This is a genomic window from Niveibacterium terrae (assembly GCF_048213115.1).
Lineage (GTDB): Bacteria > Pseudomonadota > Gammaproteobacteria > Burkholderiales > Rhodocyclaceae > Niveibacterium > Niveibacterium terrae.
In genome coordinates this window covers 169,717-187,519 of the sequence record NZ_CP172404.1, presented here as the reverse complement: position 1 = coordinate 187,519, position 17,803 = coordinate 169,717, and the positions used below count along the sequence as shown (strand labels likewise).

Sequence of the window (17,803 nt, the reverse complement as noted above, 5' to 3'; positions counted from 1 at the left end):
CCATTCAGATGAGGCGCTGCTCGATCACCGCTTCACCTTCCGCGTAGCGCACTTCGGCCAGCGCGCCGTTGATCATCAACCACTGCGGCGGCATGTGCCCGATGTCGCAACCGATGATCACCGGACAGGCGAGATCGCCGAGCGCGCTGATCAGCGCTTCGCGCTGGTTCAGCCACTCGGCGGTGCGCACGTCGCCAGCGCTACTGCGACCGACCAGCACGCCTGAGAGTTTGTCGAACCAGCCTGCCAGCTTCAGACCCTGGATCGCGCAGAGGAACTCAGTAGGCCTCAGGTTGCAGTTCTCGAGGTAGAGAATCACCCCTGCGTCGCCGGCGTCGCGGACGAAGCGCGGCACGTCGCCAAAAGGCGAGCCGGCGAGATGGCGAATCGTATCCAGACAGCCCCCGATCAGGCGGCCAGAGAAGCGCACGGGCCGCCGCGGATCGACGTCCAGATGCGCAAGTCGGGTCGGAATCGTTGGCGAAAAAGTTCGCGCCGGTTCGTGCGAGAACACCCCCCAGTCGCTCTGCCAGTGCGTCGAGCTGTGCTGCACGAAGCACTGCCCGGCCGGCGTCGCCAGATGATCGAAGAGCGCCGAAGTCAGCGGATCGTCCTGACCCGGCGCCAAGTCCATCAGGCAGGGGCCGTGCGCGGTCGCGATGCGCAGGCGCAAGGTCAGCGCCATCAACAGCGTCGAGGTGTCCGAATAGCCGATCAGCCACGGCAACCCGGCTTCGCCGAGTGCCGCGCAGTCGAGCCGGGAGAGCAGCTCGATCGCGAGCTCGCCGCCCCAGGGCGGGAAGATCGCCGCGACGCTCTCGTCGAGCAGCAATGCGTTCAGTTCGGCGGCGCGCAGCCGGGCCGGCGCGCTGACGTGCTTGTAGTCCTCGCGCAGGCAGGCGCCTTCGAGGACGTCAAAACCTCGCTCGCGCAGATGGGCGAGGACGAGGTCCAGCCGGGGATGGCAGGAGACGGAGACTCCGGCCGAAGGTGCGGTGACGGCGATGCGGGCGCCGCGGTTCAGGGGGGAGGGATAGCGGATCATCGTTCGAGTGTGGCGGAGAGCGTATTGCCCGGCAAGGGCTGGTCGATCACGAAGACCGGCGCGAAGCCTCCTCCCGGCGTGCGGAAATTGGTCGTCTGGCCCGAGTAGAGGCGCGCGGCGAAGAGTTGAACCCAGCCTTTCCAGACATAGGCGCGCAAGTCGAACTTCAGCGTCTCGGCCGAACAGGATTCGCCCCCGTCGACGCAGACCAGCCGCTGTCCGGGCGGCACGATCTGTTGCGCGACATATCCGCCGGCGAGGATCTCGCCCCAGACCCGTCGGGTCAGCTTGTCACCACGATAAGCGGCCCGGCTGCCGTAGCCGCCCGAAGGCTTGAAGAAGAGTTCGCGGCGGGCGGCCCACAGCGCGTCGGCGCACTCGGCGCTGACCCAGCGCGTTTGTGGCACCCCGGCGAGCAGCGCGGCACGGCTCGCCTCGGTGAGATCGAGCGCCGCGAGCCGCCGCGGATCGGCGAGCCAGGCAAACAGGCGTTTGTCGGCGTAAAGCGCGTGGGCGCGCGGATGCGGCGTCAGCACCACCGCGTCGGCGAGGTAGGCGGCACGCAGCGCGGCATGCGCCGGGGCGGCGAGCGCGAAATCGGTCAAGCGGTTGTAGACGAGGTCGATCGGCTCGCCCTGGTGGGTCAGTCGCCCGCCATCCCAGCAGAGCTCGGCCGCATCGGCGATCACCGTCGCGATTCCGGCGCGCTCGAACATCTTCTGGAACAGGCAGAACTCCGGATACAGGTACTGCGCAGCGGGTTCGTCATCGACGATCGCGATCCGCCCAGGCCTTCCCTCGCCACCGGCCAAGCGCCATTCCTCGTCGAACATCGTCAGCCACTGCGCCTCGAGCGCCTCGAGCGCGAGCGGATTCAGGGGCAGACCCGACTCCGGGCAGCAGGCGCTCTGCGCATGCGCCAGCACCGCGTTCAGCGCGGCGCCTCCGGCATTCGTGTTGATCTCGATCAGGCGGACTCCGTCCGGGCCGACGTGAAAGTCGTAGCCGAAGAAAACGCCCTGAGCGCCGGGATCATGGCGCGCGATCTCCGGAGCGAGTTCCAGCGCCCGCTCTTGCCACAGCGGTCGCGCAACGGCTTCCTCGACGGCGCGGACGATCGCTTCGACCTGGGCCTTCTGCTCGGGCGTGATGAAGACCATCGTTGCCGAGAACATCTGCGGCCGCGTCCGGGCGATCTCGTCACTGAGACCGGCGAGATCGGCTTCGCGTTCGAGCTGCGCGCGCAGCCGTTCAGGATCCAGCGCCCGGCACGCACAGCCGCGGTTGAGCCGGTCGGCCAACGTTGCCCCGGACTCGCCATCGAGGCTCACGATTTGCCCGTCACGCGCCGCCCCTTCTCGTCGACGACCGCTTCGCCGTCTTCCTTCGCGAAAGCTCCCCTCTGGGGTTGAGGCAGGATGTCGAGTACGAGTTCGGAAGGACGGCACAGCTTCACGCCCAAGGGCGTGACGACGAAAGGCCGGTTGATCAGTATCGGGTGGGCGAGCATGAAGGCGAGCAGATCCTCGTCGCTCCACTTTGGATCGTCCAGCCCCAGCTCGTCGTAAGGCGTGCCCTTGCGGCGCAGCGCCTCGCGCACGGTCAGACCGCTGGCGCGGATCAACTCGACGAGCGTCGCGCGCTCGGGCGGCGTCTCCAGATAGAGAACGACTTCGGGTTCGATTCCGGCATTGCGGATCATCGCCAGCACGTTGCGCGAAGTCCCGCAGCGGGGATTATGGTAGATCGTGATCTCGCTCATTTCAGGCTCTCCAGGGATTTTTGTCGTCAGTACGACGGACTCGAAGCGAAGAAGTTCTTGCGGATCCACAGAGAGACCGTGACCAGACCGATCATGACCGGCACTTCGACGAGCGGCCCGATGACGGCGGCAAAAGCGGCTCCGGAGTTGATTCCGAAGACCGCCACCGAGACCGCGATCGCGAGCTCGAAGTTGTTGCTGGCCGCGGTGAAGGAGAGCGTGGCGCTCTTCTCGTAACTGGCCCCCAGCCGCTTGCTGATGAAAAAGGAGACCGCGAACATCAGCACAAAGTAGATCAGCAGCGGGATCGCGATGCGCACCACGTCCAATGGGATGCCGACGATCAGCTTTCCCTTCAGGCTGAACATGACCACGATCGTGAACAGCAGAGCGATCAGCGTGATCGGCCCTATCCTGGGCACGAAGCGCGCGTGATACCACTCCTTGCTGACGAAGCGCAGCATGATCACGCGGGTCAGCACCCCGGCCAGGCAGGGCACGCCGAGGTAGAGGAAGACGCTCTCGGCGATCTGCCGGATCGAGATGTCGACGACCGCTCCGGACAGGCCGAAAAAGGGCGGCAGCACGGTCACGAAGAACCACGCATAGGCGCTGAAGAAGAGCACCTGAAAAATTGAGTTGAAGGCGACGAGGCCCGCCGCGTACTCGGTCGATCCCCTGGCGATCTCGTTCCAGACGATCACCATCGCGATGCAGCGGGCCAGACCGATCATGATCAGACCGACCATGTATTCGGGCTTGTCGTGCAGAAAGATCACAGCCAGCGCGAACATCAGGGCAGGCCCGATGATCCAGTTCTGGACCAGGGACAGGCCCAATATCTTCTTGTCGCGAAAGACGTCGGGCAGTTCCTCGTAGCGGACCTTCGCAAAGGGCGGATACATCATCAGGATCAGCCCCACCGCGATCGGTACGTTCGTGGTTCCGACCTGGAATCCATTGATGAAGCCCTCGATTCCCGGCACCGAGAAGCCAAGGCCGACCCCCAGGCCCATCGCCGCGAAGATCCAGACCGTCAGATAGCGGTCCAGAAAGGACAGTTTTTTCGATACTTCACTCATCGCCTTCTCCATCGGTCATGACGCCCCAGGGGCAAGCTCACGCGTTTCCCCGATCGGGATGGCACAGGGCTCTGAGCCCGGCCAGACCAACGGGTTCGCGCTTCTGCAACGGGACAAGGGCATAGCGCCGCGCGTGGCGATCGGCGACTGCGGCGATCTCGACCCATTCGTTGCGCGCGCGCAGCTTCAGCAGCGCAGACCGGGGCTGAGCGGCAGCGACGCTGTTGTTGATGATCCAGGCCCAGGGTTCTATCCCCGCCCGGCGAAGATCGGCCTGAAGGCTCGCGGCTTCGAGCACCGGGGTCGTCTCGGCCAGCGTGACCAGAAGCACTTTGGTTCGGGCGGGATCCTGCAGTTGCATCATCGGAGTCGAGTAGTGAAGGCCCGGGGCCATCTGGCGTGCGACTTCGCGGTGATAGGCGCCGGTCGCATCGAGCAGCAACAGCGTGTGGCCGGTCGGCGCCGTATCCATCACGACGAACTTGTTCCCTGCTTCCCGTATCACCCGTGAGAAGGCCTGAAAAACAGCGATCTCCTCGGTGCAGGGCGAACGCAGATCCTCTTCGAGCAGAGCCCGTCCCGCTTCATCGAGCGCAGCCCCCTTGCTGGCTAGCACCTGCTGACGGTAGCGCTCGGTTTCAGCGTGGGGGTCTATCCGGCTGACCGTCAGGTTCTCGATCGCCCCGGAAAGGGTCTCCTCGAGGTGAGCGGCCGGATCGGAGGTCGTCAGATGGACGGGGAGGCCGCGCGAAGCCAGCTCGACGGCCAGAGCCGCGGCCAGCGTGGTCTTGCCGACGCCCCCCTTGCCCATCAGCATCACCAGACCATGGCCATCGACCGCGATGCGCTCGGCCAGATCCGCCAGAGCGGGCGCCGCGAGCGGCGGCTCGCCTCCTTGCTCAGCCTGGCCTGCTCCTGCTGACCCGGCACCGAAGAAGGCGCGCAAAGCCGGCAGGCCAACGAGATTGAAGGCCTTGAGCGGCAGACTGTCGCGGGGCAGATCGCGCAGCTTCAGCGGAATCGCGGCGAGGGCGGCTCTCTCGCGTTCGACGATCGCCAGGGCCAGAGGATCGTCTTCGACCAGCGAAGCGGGCAGCACGCCATTGATGACGAGGTGCTGATGGGCCAGCCCTATCCCGGCAAGCTCCTCGTGGGTGCGGGCCACTTCCCGCAGCGTCGCCGCCTGGGCTCGCGCGACCAGGATCAGGCGCGTACGCCCGGGATCGGCCAGCGCTTCGACCGCGGCCTTGTACTGAGTCCGCTGCTTCTCCAGTCCGGCCAACGGCCCCAGACAGGAAGCATTCCCGGAGCCGGATTCGAGAAATCCGCTCCAGGCTCCAGGCAACTGCAACAGGCGAATCGTGTGCCCGGTCGGCGCGGTGTCAAAAACGATGTGATCGAAAGCGGCCGTCTCTGCGGAATCGGTCAACAGCGCGGTGAACTCGTCGAAGGCGGCGATCTCGGTCGTACAGGCCCCCGAGAGCTGCTCCTCGATGCCGCGCACGACCGCCTCCGGCAATACGCCGCGGACCGGGCCCACGATGCGATCGCGGTATGCCTGGGCGGCAGCCTGAGGATCGATCTCCAGCGCGCTGAGCCCCGGCACGGCCGCGATCGGGACGATGCGGTTGCCGATCGCCAGGCCGAAGACCTGGCCGACGTTCGAAGCCGGGTCGGTGCTGACCAGCAGCACGCGATGCCCTGCGTCCGCGAGGTGGATCGCCGCAGCGCAGGCGATCGACGTCTTGCCGACGCCCCCCTTGCCGGTGAAAAACAGGTAGCGCGGCGGCCTGGCGAGAAATTTCATCGTCGCATCCTCAGCAGCAGGAACTTCCACCACAGCAGGGCTTCCTCGGCACAAGTCCCTCCTTGAGCCCCAGCCAGCGCGCGAGTTCAGTCCGGCTCGGGTAACGGCCGGCGAGCGCCACTTCACCATCGAGCAGCACCAGAGGCAGGGCTTCGGCGCCCGAACGTTCGAGAAATCTCTTGACGACCGCATTCTCGGCAAAAGCCACAGGCTGTTGCGCGAGATTGAAGCGTTCGATCACCGCGCCCTGGGCGGTGGCCCAGGACACATCGGCGGCGAAGCTGACCAGAGCCTGGTCGACATCGGTTCCACAGACTCCTGTGCTGCAGCACAGGGCGGGGTCATAGACCTGGATCGTTTTCATTTGCATCCTTCCTCAGGGTTTGCTGCGCCGACCGGCGGCAGCACGTCAGAACGACAGCGCGACTCCTTGCGCAAGGACACGCACTGTTCGGGATGACCGGCGCAGCACTCCTCGGTCAAATAGGCGATCAGATCCAGCATCAGCGGCAGATTCGCCCGGTAGCGCTGATAACGCCCTTCCTGTTCGGCCGTGACCAGCCCGGCCTGGGCGAGCGCTTTCAGGTGAAAGGACAGATTGGTCGGCGGGACGGCCAGAGTCGTCGCGATCTCGCCGGCGACCAGACCTTCAGTCCCCATCCTGACCAAAAGGCGGAAGACATCGAGCCGGATGCCCGAAGAGAGCGATTCGAAGACGGTGGTGGCGGTCGGTTTATCCATGAGATGACTCTACAACATATATTGAAATGTTGCCAGAAACTGAAATGCCGCCTCTGGCTCAGCGTGATCCCCGGCGCAGCACTCAAGCTTTCGGCCAAGAAAAAAGGGCAGACCACGGTCTGCCCTTTCCTGGAGCGCAAAAGCGCTTACTTCGCCGCCTTCCAGCCGCCCCCCAGCGCCTTGTACAGATCCACGGCCGCGACGAGCCGGCTCTGCCGTGCCTTGACGAAGGCGATCTGGGCATCGTTGCTGCTGCGCTGTGCGTCGAGCAATTCAAGGAAGGCCGCCGAACCGGCTTCATAGCGGGCCCGGGAGATCCGCTCGACCTGGCGCGCCGATTCCAGCGCCTCACCGTACTGCTTCTCGGCCTCGGCCGCCTGGGTTGCCGTGACCAGCGCATCGCGGACTTCGCGATAAGCGGTCTCGGCGCTCTTGCGGTAAGTCTCAAGCGCCTGAACCTGCACCGCGCGGATCTCGTCGACCTTGGCGCTCCGGCGGCCCGCGTCGAAGATCGGCAGGTCGAGCGCCGCGCCGGCCGACCAGATCTTCGCGCCGCTCTTGAACAGATCGGACAGGTCGCCGCTCTGGCCACCGAAGTTGCCAGTCAGCGAGATGCTCGGAAAGAGCGCAGCCTTCGCGACACCGATGTTCGCGTTTGCGGCGGCGAGCTGAGCTTCGGCCTGACGCACATCGGGACGCGCGTCGAGCAGGCTCGCGGGAAGTCCCGGTGCGGGAGTCGGAGGCACGGGCAGCGAATCGAGTGTTCCGCTTCCGGGCACCAGCGCCGGATCGCCGACCAGCAGCGCGATCAGGTTTGCGCTCAGCGCGCGTGCCTGGGTCTGGGTCGCAAACTGTGCTCGGGCGCTGGCCAGACTGGTGCTCGCTTGTTCCAGATCCAGCCGCGAGCTGCTCCCGGAATCGTAGCGGCGCTTCGCGATCTTGAAGGCCTCTTCCCGGGTCTTCAGCGTCGCCTGGGTCGCGGTCAGCAGTGCGTCGTTGCTGCGCAGTCCGATGTAGGCGCTGGCGACCTGGCTGACCAGGGTCAGCCGCACCGTGTCGCGCGCGTAGCGGCTCGCTTCGGCCGAGGCCAGAGCCGATTCGCGGGCACGCCTCAACTTGCCCCAGAAATCCAGCTCGAACGAGGTCGACAGCGCGAGCTTGAAGCTGTTCGTGGTCAGCAGAGTGCTGGCGCCGGGCGGATTCGCGGTCAGCTGACTGATGTGACCGCGGTTTGCCGACGCGCCGAGGTCGAACTCGGGAAAAAGCGCCGCGCCAGCCTGGCGCATCACCGCATCGGCCTGCTCGACCTTGGCGATCGCGATCCGGACATCGGTCGAATCCTTCAGCGCCCGCTCGACCAACGCGTCGAGCTCGGCGTCGTTGAAAGCGTGCCACCACTCGCGGTCTATCGTCGAGGCCGGATCAGCGCTCTCTTGATAGGCCTTGGGCAGGGAACTGGCCGGCCTCTGGTAGTCGGGGCCGACCGCGCAGCCGGCGAGGACCAAAGCCAGCACGGCGGCGAGGGGGGAGATGCGATTGATCATGCTTTTTCTCCGGAGGCGGGCTTCTCGTCGTGGTGGCGCGGCTTCTTGCCGGCCAGCCAGGTGAAGAAGACAGGGATGAAGATCGTCGCAATGAAGGTCGCCGCGATCATGCCGCCGAACACGCCGGTTCCCATTGAGCGCCGAGCCGCGGCACCGGCGCCGGTCGCGATCACCAACGGCACGACGCCCAGCACGAAAGCGAGCGAGGTCATCACGATCGGGCGGAAGCGCAGCCGCGCCGCTTCCTGAGCCGCCTCGAGCACACTCTTTCCGGTCTCCATCTGCTGTTCGGCGAATTCGACGATCAGGATCGCGTTCTTCGCTGCCAGACCGATCAGCGTCACAAGGCCGATCTGGAAGTAGATGTCGTTCGGGAAGCCCCGGAACAGAATTGCGACCAGAGCGCCCAACAGCGCGAAAGGCACGGCCATCACGACAGCCAGAGGCAGGGACCAGCGTTCGAACTGCGCGGCGAGGATCAGGAAGACCATGATCAGCGCGAAGACGAAGGCATTCGCCGACGACGAACCCGCCCTCTTCTCCTGATAGGCTTGACCGGTCCAGGCCAGCTCATAGCCCGCCGGAAGAACCTTCTCGGCGACTTCCTCGGTGATCCGGATCGCCTCGCCCGAGCTCACGCCCGGCGCGGCTCCGCCCATCAGCTTCGCGGCCAGGAAGCCGTTGTAGCGGTCCAGCACCTCGGCACCGGTCGTGCGTTCGACCTTGATCAGCGACGAGAGCGGAATCATGTCGCCAGCATCCGACCGAACCCAGACGTGGCCCAGATCCTCGGGCTTCATCCGGTAAGCCGCATCGGCCTGGATCTGAACCCGGTAGGTGCGGCCGTACTTGTTGAAGTCGTTGACGTAGAGCGAACCCATCATGCTCTGCAGGCTCGTAAACACGCTGGCGACCGGAACCCCCAGCGACTGCGCCTTCTCTTCATCGACTTCGACGTGCAGCTGAGGCGCACTCGGCCGGAAGAAGGTGTTGATGCCGGCGAGTTCCTTGCGATCCTTCAGCGCCTCGATGAACTGCCCCATCACGACGGCCAGCTTCTTCGGATCATCCGTGCCGCGGCTCTGCACGAAAGCCTCGAAACCACCCGCCGTTCCCAGGCCACGGATCGCCGGAGGATTGAAGGAGATCGCGAGTCCGTCGGGCTGCATCATGCCAGCCCCCATGATCTGCTTGACCAGTTCCTCGGAAGTGAGCTTGCGCTCCTCCCACGGCTTCATCCGAACGAAGACGGTCGCCGCGTTGGTCTTGTTACCGCCGCCGATCATGTCATAACCGTTGACGACGAAAATGCCCGCTATCGCCGGATTCTTCGCAATGGTGCGGCGCACCGCCTCCGCGGTGCTCGCGGTCCGCTCCAGCGAAGCGCCATCGGGCAGCATCACCGACGCGAAAACCACGCCCTGGTCCTCAGCCGGGACGAAGCTGCCCGGTATCCTCAGGATCAGCAGCGTGCCGATCGCGATCACGCCGATGAACACGAGCGCCGAAACGATCCGGTGATGCAGGGCCAGACCGACCGTCCCCGTATAGCGCTTCGTCAGACCGTCAAAGAAGGCATTGAACCAGCGGAACGGCGCCGCCGGCTCGCTGTGCTGGGGCTTGAGGAGCAGAGCGCACAGGGCCGGAGTCAGCGTCAGCGCGACGAGGCCGGAGATCACGACCGAGACGGCCACCGTCACCGCGAACTGTTTGTAGAGCTGACCAGCGATACCGCCGAGGAAGGCCACGGGCACGAACACCGCGCAGAGCACGAGCACGATTGCGACGACCGCGGACGAGACTTCGCGCATCGCCTCCTTGGCCGCCTCACGCGGCGACAGACCCTGCTCGCTCATCAGACGTTCGACGTTCTCGAGCACGACGATCGCATCGTCGACGACGATACCAATCGCCAGCACCATCGCGAACAGCGTCAGCGTGTTGATCGAAAAACCGAACAGCCACAGGCCGGCGAAAGTACCGATCAGCGACACCGGTACCGCCAGAACCGGGATCAGCGTCGCCCGCCAGCTCTGCAGGAAGACATAGACGACAACGATCACCAGCAGCGCCGCTTCGAGCAGCGTCTGGACCACTTCGTTGATCGAGGACTGCACGAAGGTCGAAGTGTCATAGGGCAGCGAATAGTCGATGCCTTGGGGCAGCTTCTTCGCATAGCCGGCCATCCAGGCTTTGACCGCATTGGCCGTGTCGAGCGCGTTCGCACCGGTCTGCAGATAGACCGCCATACCGCTCGAGGGCTTGCCGTCCAGCTGGGTAAATACGTCGTAGCTCTGCCCGCCCAGCTCGACCCGCGCCACGTCGCGCAACCTCAGGATGCCGCTCTTGCTGTCGCCGCGGACGATGATGTTGCCGAACTGTCCGGGATCGATCAGCCGGCCGCGCGCGGTCACCGTATAGACCAAGGACTGGCCGGGCTGGGACGGCGAAGCGCCGATCTTGCCGGCCGCGAACTGGACATTCTGACCGCTGATCGCGGTGGCGATGTCGGACGCCGTGACGCCCAGCTGGGCCATCCGGTCGGGCTTGAGCCAGACGCGCATCGCGTAGCTCGAACCGAAGACGTTCACATCGCCCACTCCCTTGATACGCTTGATCTCATCGACCATGTTCAGCGTCGCGTAGTTGGAGAGGTAGAGCGAGTCCTTCTTGCCGTCCGAGGAGCGCAGCGCCAGCATCAGCAGGATGTCGTTGGAGCGCTTCTGGACCAGAACGCCGTTCTGACGGACCGTGTCAGGCAGCCGGGTTTCGACTGCGCGGACCTTGTTGTTGACGTTGACCGCAGCCATGTCGGCGTTGGTGCCGGTCTCGAAGGTCGCGGTGATCGACAGCGAGCCGTTGGAGCTGGCGCTGGACTGGAAGTAGAGCAGGCCTTCGACGCCGTTGAGCTGCTCCTCGATCGGCGCGGCGACAGTGCGTGCGAGCGTCTCGGCGCTGGCGCCCGGATAGCTCGCGGTGATCTGCACCGTGGGCGGTGCGATTTCGGGATACTGCGCGATCGGCAGCACACGGGCGGCGACTATGCCGGCGATCACGATGATGATAGCGATCACCGTCGCGAAGATCGGCCTTCTGATGAAGAACTGGGAGAACATGGCTCAGATCCTCACTTGCCCGCGCCCGGCTTGCCAGCGGCGCCGGCCTTGGCCATCTTCGCCGCCATCGCCTTCATCTGCTCGGGCGTCAGCGGCATGACCGGCATGCCGGGCTTGAGCTTGATCAGGTTGTCGACGATGACGCGGTCTCCCCCTTTCAGGCCCCCGACGATGATCCAGTCCTTGCCATCCCAGTTGGCGGTCTGTACCGGCCGGGGAGCGACGGTGTTGCCTTCGCCGACCGTCATCACGACAAAACCCTGGTCTGTCTGCAGCACGGCGGTCTGCGGCACGCGGAACACGCCATCGCGGCTGCCGACTTCAATCCGCACCTTGACGAACTGGCCCGGCAGCACCGCCGCTTGCGGGTTCGCGAAGGAGGCGCGCAGCTGGCGGGTGCCGAGTTTCGGATCGATCTGGCTCGCCGCAAAGTCCAGCGCGCCCTTGGCGTCGAAGCGGGAACCATCGGGCAACTCGATCTGGACGCCCTTGACCTTGCGCGGATCGAAACGGCCGCCGGGAACGCTCGCGGCGTCGAGATCGCCAATCGCGAAGCGAACCTTGATCGGGTCGACCTGGACGACGCTGGTCAGCAGGCTGTCGGAAGTCGTGATCAGGTTGCCTTCGGTCTTCTGCGCGCGACCACTGATGCCGGACACCGGCGCCGTGACGTTTGCGTAGCCGAGGTTCAGCGAGGCGGTCTTCTCCTGCGCCTGGGCCGCTTCGAGCGCAGCGCGATTGAGCGCCGCGGTCGAGGTCGCATCGTCGAGGTCCTTGCGGCTCGCCGCATCCTGGGCGACGAGGCCCTTCAGACGCGCCTGCTCGCGGTTGGCCTGATCGACGCGGGCGCGCGCCTCGCTGACCGAGGCACGGGCGCTGGCCAAAGCCGCTTCGAGCGGAGCGCGGTCGATCTCGAACAGGGGCTGGCCGGCCTTGACCGCCGCGCCTTCCTCATAGAGCCGCTTCATCAGCAGACCGCCGACGCGGGCGCGGACTTCGACTTCCTTCGCGCCTTCGGTCTGACCGACCGCTTCGATCAGGATAGGTGCGGTGACGGGCTGAACGGTCAGCGCGGTCACCGGCAAGGTCTTGCCCGGAGCCTGAGCGTCAGCCTTCGGATCCTTGCCGGAACAGGCGGCAAGCGCGGCGATCAGAGAGAGGGACAGACAGGGCACCAGCATGCGCTGCAGCGAGCGTGTATCAGGCATAGAAACTCCTGCGAGACTTCGCGCGGGAGGCGCGAAGAAATATTTGGGGGGAATACAAACATTCATGAATGTATAATTCTACGCACAATGGCTCGCAAAACCAAAACCGAAACCGAACAGACCCGCCGCCTGCTGATCGATACGGCACGCCGCGTGTTCGCCGAGCGCGGCGTCAGCCGCACCTCGCTGGAGCAGATCGCGACGGCCGCAGGGCTCACCCGCGGTGCCGTCTACTGGCACTTCAAGAACAAGGTCGACCTCTTCCTCGCGCTGCGCAACGACGTGATGATGCCGATGATCGCGACGATAGAAGGCATCCTCAACGAGGACAGCAACGAAGATCCGCTGCTGACGATAGAGCGCTGCCTGCTGACAAACATCGAGCTGCTCGAATCGGATCCGGCCACCCGCGAGACTTTCGAGGTGATGATCACAAAGTGCGAGTATGTCGGCGAGTTCGGCGCCGTGCTGCGCTGCGCGATCGACCGCAGCATCGATGCGGCGCGCAACAGCCTGGTCGCGGCCTACCAGCGCGCTCACGCGAGCGGCGCGATGCGGCCCTCGCTCGATCCGGTTGCGATGGCCAACGACACCTATGCCTTCCGGCTGGGCCTGATCAAACAATGGATCGGCTGCGGCGCCGACAACGGCTTCCGGGCCATCGCCCAGCCGATGATCCACGCCCACATCGCGCTGAGGCGGGCGGATCCACCCGCGAAGTGATCGTCCTCTTTTTCGTCGGCATCTTATGGAGTTATCATTAACTCATGTCGAGGCAGAGATCCCCCCTGCCATCAGACAAGGAAAATGATGACTTTCCCCCCGTTTCGATCGCTGCTGGCGGCCTCCGCGCTGCTGCTGAGCCTCAGTTCCCTTCCCGCCACCGCCGGCGAACACGGCGAGGCAGCCGCCGGCCCCGCCCCTTTGCAGTTCGTGGTCAATCTGGGCCGGACCGGAGTGGGCCAGAGCATGCTCCAGGTCGCAATCGTGCTCAAACCGGCCAATCCCGAGTTCGGCCCCACGCTCGACGCCTACAAGCCGAAGATCCAGCACACGATCATTCAGCTGCTCTGTGCCAACACGCCGGAGAGCCTGCGCAGCGAGGACGGCAAGACCGAACTCGCCAACCGCATCCAGAAGGCCATCAACGGGATCTTCCACGCGAACCGCAAGAACGGCGTCAAGGAAGTGCTGTTCACGCAGTTCATGATCGCCGAAAGCTAGAAGCTCAGCTTTCGGCGCCGCAGCACTTCTTGTACTTCTTGCCGCTGCCGCAAGGGCAGGGATCGTTGCGCCCGACTTTCGGTGCTTCGCGCGTGAAGCTGCCTTCATCGGCGCGATGCAGCACTTCGCCGTCATCGCCCTCACCGTTGGCTTGGGCGCTCTCGAGCACCCATTGGGCGATCGCATCGGCGGCATCCTCAATGTAACCGACGCCCATCTCCAGGGCCTCGTCACGCCGCTCAGCAAAAGGACTCGTCAACGCGGCACGGCACTCCTCGCGATCGAGCACCTCGGCGTCGAGCCGTCCCGAATCGAACCAGGCCTCTATCTTCGGCAGCAGATCGGCGTCAGCGACATCGCAGAGCCGACTGGCGACCCAGGTCGACATCAGCTGCGCTTCGTCCGAAAAATCAGGTTCGGCGGGCAGAGCCGCGATTTCCCGGTCGGCGAGTGTGATGAGCTCGCCCACCAGCGCTTCGCGGTCCAGATCGCCTTCGAAGACACAGACGACGAGCGCTTCGAGCGCCGCTTCGCGGGCATAGGTGTCGACGGCCGGATCCTCGGCCAGGGCACGGATCGCCGCGAAATCTCCTCCGCAGACGCTGGCCAGAGCGCGACCGACCACGACCGACAGATAGTCGCCGAAAAGCGCATCCAGCGTTTCGCTCGGCAGGCGCAGCAGCGCGATCAGCGGCGCATAGGCGCGCGTCTCGCGCCACTGGGCGAGCAGCGCGACCGCGTGCAGGTGCAGCACATAGTCGGACTCCTGGGCATGATCGGGTGAAGTCGCGATCTGTTCGAGTTCGCGGATCAGGCGCGGCGCGAGCGTCTCCCTGACCGAATCGGCTTCTTCGAAAGCCTCGACCGGAAGGTCTTCCTCGGCCCAGCTCAGGGCATCGAGAATGCGTTGGGTCTTGTCTGTGGCCATCATGGAATCCCGTAAAAAGAGCGCGATGTTAGCGCAGGTCTGCTCAGCCGCGACTTTGAACTCTCTCCGATAAGGATAGTCGCTGCGGATCGTGCCGGGTCCAGGCGATCAGGTGGTGCTGCCCGGAATGCAGCGACCAGCTCGCGGTCTCGAATGCACAAGAGCCCGCCAGCGCGAGCGTGCCATGGTCGCGAACGGCGATCTCGCCGCCGCGCCAGGCGCCGGCCAGCACCTCTTCAAACGATGAGCCCGCAGGCCATGAGAGCCGATCGCTCCGGTCGACCGGCCTTTCGCTGGACGCAAGATCGTGCCAGCTGGCCCAGCTGAAACCGGCGAGCGCGCACCGGAGTTCCTCGCACCACGCCTGCGCCCCCGGCTCGGGCGAGAGCTGGCCGAGCACATTGCAGAAAAGCAGCGCATGACCGGGAAAGAGCCGGTGCAAAGCCTTCAGGCCCCCCGGAGCGAAGAGATCAAGGCGGGAGAAGCGAAGCCGGGCTCCCGCGAAGCGGTGCTTGAGCAGAAAACGCGCCAGAGGATCAGGCTCCAGCGCGATGATCTCCTCGAAGCGCGCCAGAAGCGAAGCGGGAAGAGTCCAGCCGGCGCTAGGGCCGACCAGAACCAGCCGGGAAGAGGCGGGACGCCAGGCATCCAGCCATAGGGCCAGGTTTTCGCGAAAGGGACGCCACAAGGTATTGCGGGCGCGCAACGCGCGCCAATGCCAGAGAAGACCGCCACTGGCGGAGCAGCAGCGGTCGCGCAGGCGGGGAAAATCAGTCCCCATCACCCAGATCCGCGCGCAGCCTCGCGACGAGCGCGGTGAGTTCCGCCACCTGGGCTTCGAGTTTCGTGACCCGCTCGGCGAGCGGCGACGCGCCGGCAGCCGAAGTCGCCGTCGGCGCGGCGATTTCGGGCTGGCCACTCAGAAGGTGAGCCCAGCGGTTCTCGCGCGCGCCCGGAGCGCGTGGCAGCTCGACGACCAAGGCTCCGGCGGAGCGCTCGGCGAGCTCGGCGAGGAAAGCATCGACCGACGAGACATCGGCAAAGCGATGCAGACGCTCGGTGTTGGCGCGCAACTCGGCGGCAGTCTGCGGACCGCGCAACATCAGACTGGTCAGCACGGCCACGGCCTGGGAGGGCAATTGCAGAACCCGACCGAAGTTGTGCGCATAGCGCGTGACTCTTGAACCCGAGCTCTCGACAACCAGCGAAAGCCCGCGCAGCACGTCCAGCGCAGCGAGGATTTCGGCTTCGCTCGCCGTGATGACCGGGTCGCGACTGGTCTTCTGATTGCAGCCGGCCTGCAGCGCGTTCAGCGACAGGGGGTAGGTGTCAGGAACTGTGCGTTCCTTTTCGACCAGCACGGCCAGGATGCGGGCTTCGAGCAGCGAGAGTTCGGGCAGGGACACGTTCAGACTCCGTACGGGACAGCCCGCGAGTGTATGTCAGAAGCGGCTTCCGGCGACGCTTCGGGGCGAAGCGCTCTTCTCAATCCCCGCTGTGGCTGCGGCTGCCGCGCGGTCGGCCCTTGGGCAGCGGGGCCAGGCGACGGCTGACCGGCGCGTCAAAGCTGTCCTCGTCGCCCTCGCCGAGCAGCCAGCCGCGGTGGGCCGCATAGCGGATCCGCTCCAGTTCGGCGTCAGGGATGCCGGCCTCGAGCAGGCGACGGTAGGCCGCCTGACGGTCGAATGGCGTGTTGCCCAAGGCCCAGAAACCGGGATGATCGCTCACCAGCGGGTCGGACTCCAGACCGAGATGGTGGCGACAGCTGGACCAGGGATGGAAGGCCGGCTCGGGAACCAGGCCGGAGCGCACCGGGTTCGATTCGATATAGCGGTAACAGGGGAGCAGGAACTGTCCGGGTTCGACGACCGTAGACCGATAACGCCCTTCCCACAGCGTGCCGCTGCGCTGATGGCGCTGGTTGAACCAGCGCACATAGCGGCGTCCGAGCTGCTGCATCAGCCGTCCGGTCGCCGCCTCGTCGGGCGCGCTGAGCAGAAAGTGCAGATGATCCGGCATCAGCACCCAGGCGTGCAGCTTGATCCCGGTCTCGCGCAGCGCTTCGCGCAGCCATTCGAGATAGCGCCGGCAGTCGGTCTCGTCGTTGAAGACGATGCAGCGATTGTTGCCGCGCAGCGTCACGATCTGGGGCAGGCCGGGCACGAAGAGGCGGGCAAGCCGGCTCATCTCAGGCCTCGTCGATCGCGAACAGCCGCCGGTGCTCCTTCACCGCGTAGCGGTCGGTCATGCCGGCGATGTAATCGGCGATCGTGCGCGGAGCATCCTCTTTCGCGCGGAGCTGGTCCTTGGGCAACAGGAGGCGCGGGTCGGCGAGGAAGGCTTCGAAGAGTTCGCGGATGATCCGCCGCGCCTTGTTCATCTCGCGCAGCACCCGGTAATGCCAGTACAGCTCGCGGCGCAAAAAGGCGCGCAGCGGCTGAAGCGCTTCGTCCATCGCCGGAGAGAAACCGACCAGACGCGGCGCAGCGCGCACATCGTCGAGCGTTTCGACTCCGGCGGCGCGGATCGCCGCGAACGTCGTCTCGACGAGATCCCGGGCCTGGGTGTTGATCAGACGCCTGACCGTCTCATGGATCAGACGGCGTTCACTGAGCCCGGGATAGAGCGCCCGGACCTGCCTCAACGGAACGGCGACCAGCTCGACCTCTTCGAGTTGCTCCAGCGTGATGAAGCCGGCGCGCAGGCCATCGTCGAGATCGTGGTTGTTGTAGGCGATCTCGTCGGCGTAGTTGTTGAGCTGAGCTTCGAGCGAAGGCTGGGTGTGCTCGAGAAAGCGCCGCCCCAGATCGCCGAGCTTTTCGGCGTTGGCGGCCGAGCAGTGCTTCAGGATGCCTTCGCGGGTCTCCCAGCACAGGTTGAGCCCGTCGAAGTCGGCGTAGTGCTCTTCGAGCTGATCGACGATGCGCAGCGACTGCAGATTGTGCTCGAAGCCGCCGTACTCCTTCATGCAGGCATTGAGCGCGTCCTGCCCGGCGTGACCGAAAGGCGTGTGCCCCAGATCGTGCGCATAGGCGATCGCCTCGGACAGATCCTCATTGACGCCGAGGATGCGGGCGATGGAGCGGGCGATCTGCGCGACCTCCAGACTGTGGGTCAGCCGGGTCCGGAACAGATCCCCTTCGTGATTGACGAAGACCTGGGTCTTGTATTCGAGGCGACGGAAAGCGGTCGAATGGACGATGCGATCGCGATCGCGCTGGAACTGCCCGCGCCCTTCGGGGGCGGCTTCGAAGACGCGACGGCCGCGCGAGGACTCGTCGCGGACAGCCCAAGGAGCCAAAGCGGCGCTCATAGCCAGGGCCTCCTTAGCCCGGGTTCGACTGAA

17 protein-coding genes are annotated in these 17,803 nt (G+C 65.3%); 2 read left to right on the top strand and 15 right to left on the bottom strand.

The annotated features are described in order from the left end of the window. Positions 1 to 4: 4 nt before the first annotated feature. The 10 genes from ACHFB9_RS00865 to ACHFB9_RS00820 all read right to left on the bottom strand — a co-directional run bounded on the left by ACHFB9_RS00865 (position 5) and on the right by ACHFB9_RS00820 (position 12,305). Positions 5 to 1,045 (bottom strand): S66 family peptidase, encoded by a 1,041-nt coding sequence (locus ACHFB9_RS00865; RefSeq protein WP_417069087.1) that lies wholly within the window; start codon positions 1,043 to 1,045, stop codon positions 5 to 7. Continuing rightward, positions 1,042 to 2,376, bottom strand: coding sequence for a hypothetical protein (locus ACHFB9_RS00860; RefSeq protein ID WP_417069086.1), 1,335 nt, complete (start codon positions 2,374 to 2,376; stop codon positions 1,042 to 1,044). The genes ACHFB9_RS00865 and ACHFB9_RS00860 overlap by 4 nt, the downstream gene beginning before the upstream one ends. After that, complete coding sequence (gene arsC / locus ACHFB9_RS00855) at positions 2,373 to 2,807, bottom strand: arsenate reductase (glutaredoxin) (protein WP_417069085.1); 435 nt, start codon at positions 2,805 to 2,807, stop codon at positions 2,373 to 2,375. Before arsC ends, ACHFB9_RS00860 begins: the two co-directional genes overlap by 4 nt. A gap of 26 nt (positions 2,808 to 2,833) precedes the next feature. After that, on the bottom strand, positions 2,834 to 3,889 hold the full coding sequence (gene arsB / locus ACHFB9_RS00850; protein ID WP_417069084.1) for an ACR3 family arsenite efflux transporter: 1,056 nt from the start codon (positions 3,887 to 3,889) through the stop codon (positions 2,834 to 2,836). 37 nt (positions 3,890 to 3,926) lie between these two features. Beyond that, positions 3,927 to 5,696, bottom strand: a complete 1,770-nt coding sequence (gene arsA, locus ACHFB9_RS00845; RefSeq protein ID WP_417069083.1) for an arsenical pump-driving ATPase — start codon at positions 5,694 to 5,696, stop codon at positions 3,927 to 3,929. Between the two features lie 10 nt (positions 5,697 to 5,706). Beyond that, positions 5,707 to 6,060, bottom strand: coding sequence for an arsenite efflux transporter metallochaperone ArsD (gene arsD, locus ACHFB9_RS00840; RefSeq protein WP_417069082.1), 354 nt, complete (start codon positions 6,058 to 6,060; stop codon positions 5,707 to 5,709). Then, a complete protein-coding gene (locus tag ACHFB9_RS00835; RefSeq protein WP_417069081.1) occupies positions 6,057 to 6,437 on the bottom strand; it encodes an ArsR/SmtB family transcription factor in 381 nt (126 codons plus the stop codon). The genes arsD and ACHFB9_RS00835 overlap by 4 nt, the downstream gene beginning before the upstream one ends. Positions 6,438 to 6,583: 146 nt before the next feature. Beyond that, positions 6,584 to 7,981: an efflux transporter outer membrane subunit gene (locus tag ACHFB9_RS00830; protein WP_417069080.1), complete on the bottom strand. Its 1,398-nt coding sequence runs from the start codon at positions 7,979 to 7,981 to the stop codon at positions 6,584 to 6,586. Next, a complete protein-coding gene (locus ACHFB9_RS00825) occupies positions 7,978 to 11,097 on the bottom strand; it encodes an efflux RND transporter permease subunit (RefSeq protein ID WP_417069079.1) in 3,120 nt (1,039 codons plus the stop codon). Before ACHFB9_RS00825 ends, ACHFB9_RS00830 begins: the two co-directional genes overlap by 4 nt. A gap of 11 nt (positions 11,098 to 11,108) precedes the next feature. Next, positions 11,109 to 12,305 carry an efflux RND transporter periplasmic adaptor subunit gene (locus ACHFB9_RS00820; protein WP_417069078.1) on the bottom strand — a complete coding sequence of 399 codons (1,197 nt, stop codon included), beginning with the start codon at positions 12,303 to 12,305 and terminating at the stop codon, positions 11,109 to 11,111. An 87-nt stretch (positions 12,306 to 12,392) separates the two neighbouring features. Here ACHFB9_RS00820 and ACHFB9_RS00815 point away from each other — a divergent pair, with 87 nt between their 5' ends. Both ACHFB9_RS00815 and ACHFB9_RS00810 read left to right on the top strand, forming a co-directional pair. Further along, positions 12,393 to 13,028 carry a TetR family transcriptional regulator gene (locus ACHFB9_RS00815; RefSeq protein WP_417069077.1) on the top strand — a complete coding sequence of 212 codons (636 nt, stop codon included), beginning with the start codon at positions 12,393 to 12,395 and terminating at the stop codon, positions 13,026 to 13,028. Positions 13,029 to 13,112: 84 nt separating this feature from the next. Then, a complete protein-coding gene (locus ACHFB9_RS00810; protein WP_417069076.1) occupies positions 13,113 to 13,529 on the top strand; it encodes a flagellar basal body-associated FliL family protein in 417 nt (138 codons plus the stop codon). Positions 13,530 to 13,533: 4 nt separating this feature from the next. Here ACHFB9_RS00810 and ACHFB9_RS00805 read toward each other — a convergent pair whose 3' ends face one another. From ACHFB9_RS00805 to ACHFB9_RS00785, 5 genes are all read right to left on the bottom strand, one after another. Continuing rightward, positions 13,534 to 14,457, bottom strand: coding sequence for a DUF1186 domain-containing protein (locus ACHFB9_RS00805; RefSeq protein ID WP_417069075.1), 924 nt, complete (start codon positions 14,455 to 14,457; stop codon positions 13,534 to 13,536). Between the two features lie 43 nt (positions 14,458 to 14,500). Then, positions 14,501 to 15,238 (bottom strand): hypothetical protein, encoded by a 738-nt coding sequence (locus tag ACHFB9_RS00800; protein WP_417069074.1) that lies wholly within the window; start codon positions 15,236 to 15,238, stop codon positions 14,501 to 14,503. Beyond that, entirely contained in the window at positions 15,228 to 15,863 is a 636-nt protein-coding gene (locus ACHFB9_RS00795) for a YceH family protein (protein ID WP_417069073.1), read from the bottom strand. The genes ACHFB9_RS00800 and ACHFB9_RS00795 overlap by 11 nt, the downstream gene beginning before the upstream one ends. 79 nt (positions 15,864 to 15,942) lie before the next feature. Then, the gene (locus tag ACHFB9_RS00790) at positions 15,943 to 16,644 is read right to left on the bottom strand and encodes a transposase (RefSeq protein WP_417069072.1); all 702 of its coding nucleotides are present in this window, start codon (positions 16,642 to 16,644) and stop codon (positions 15,943 to 15,945) included. A 1-nt stretch (position 16,645) separates the two neighbouring features. After that, on the bottom strand, positions 16,646 to 17,770 hold the full coding sequence (locus tag ACHFB9_RS00785) for a deoxyguanosinetriphosphate triphosphohydrolase (protein WP_417069071.1): 1,125 nt from the start codon (positions 17,768 to 17,770) through the stop codon (positions 16,646 to 16,648). Between the last annotated feature and the right edge of the window lie 33 nt (positions 17,771 to 17,803).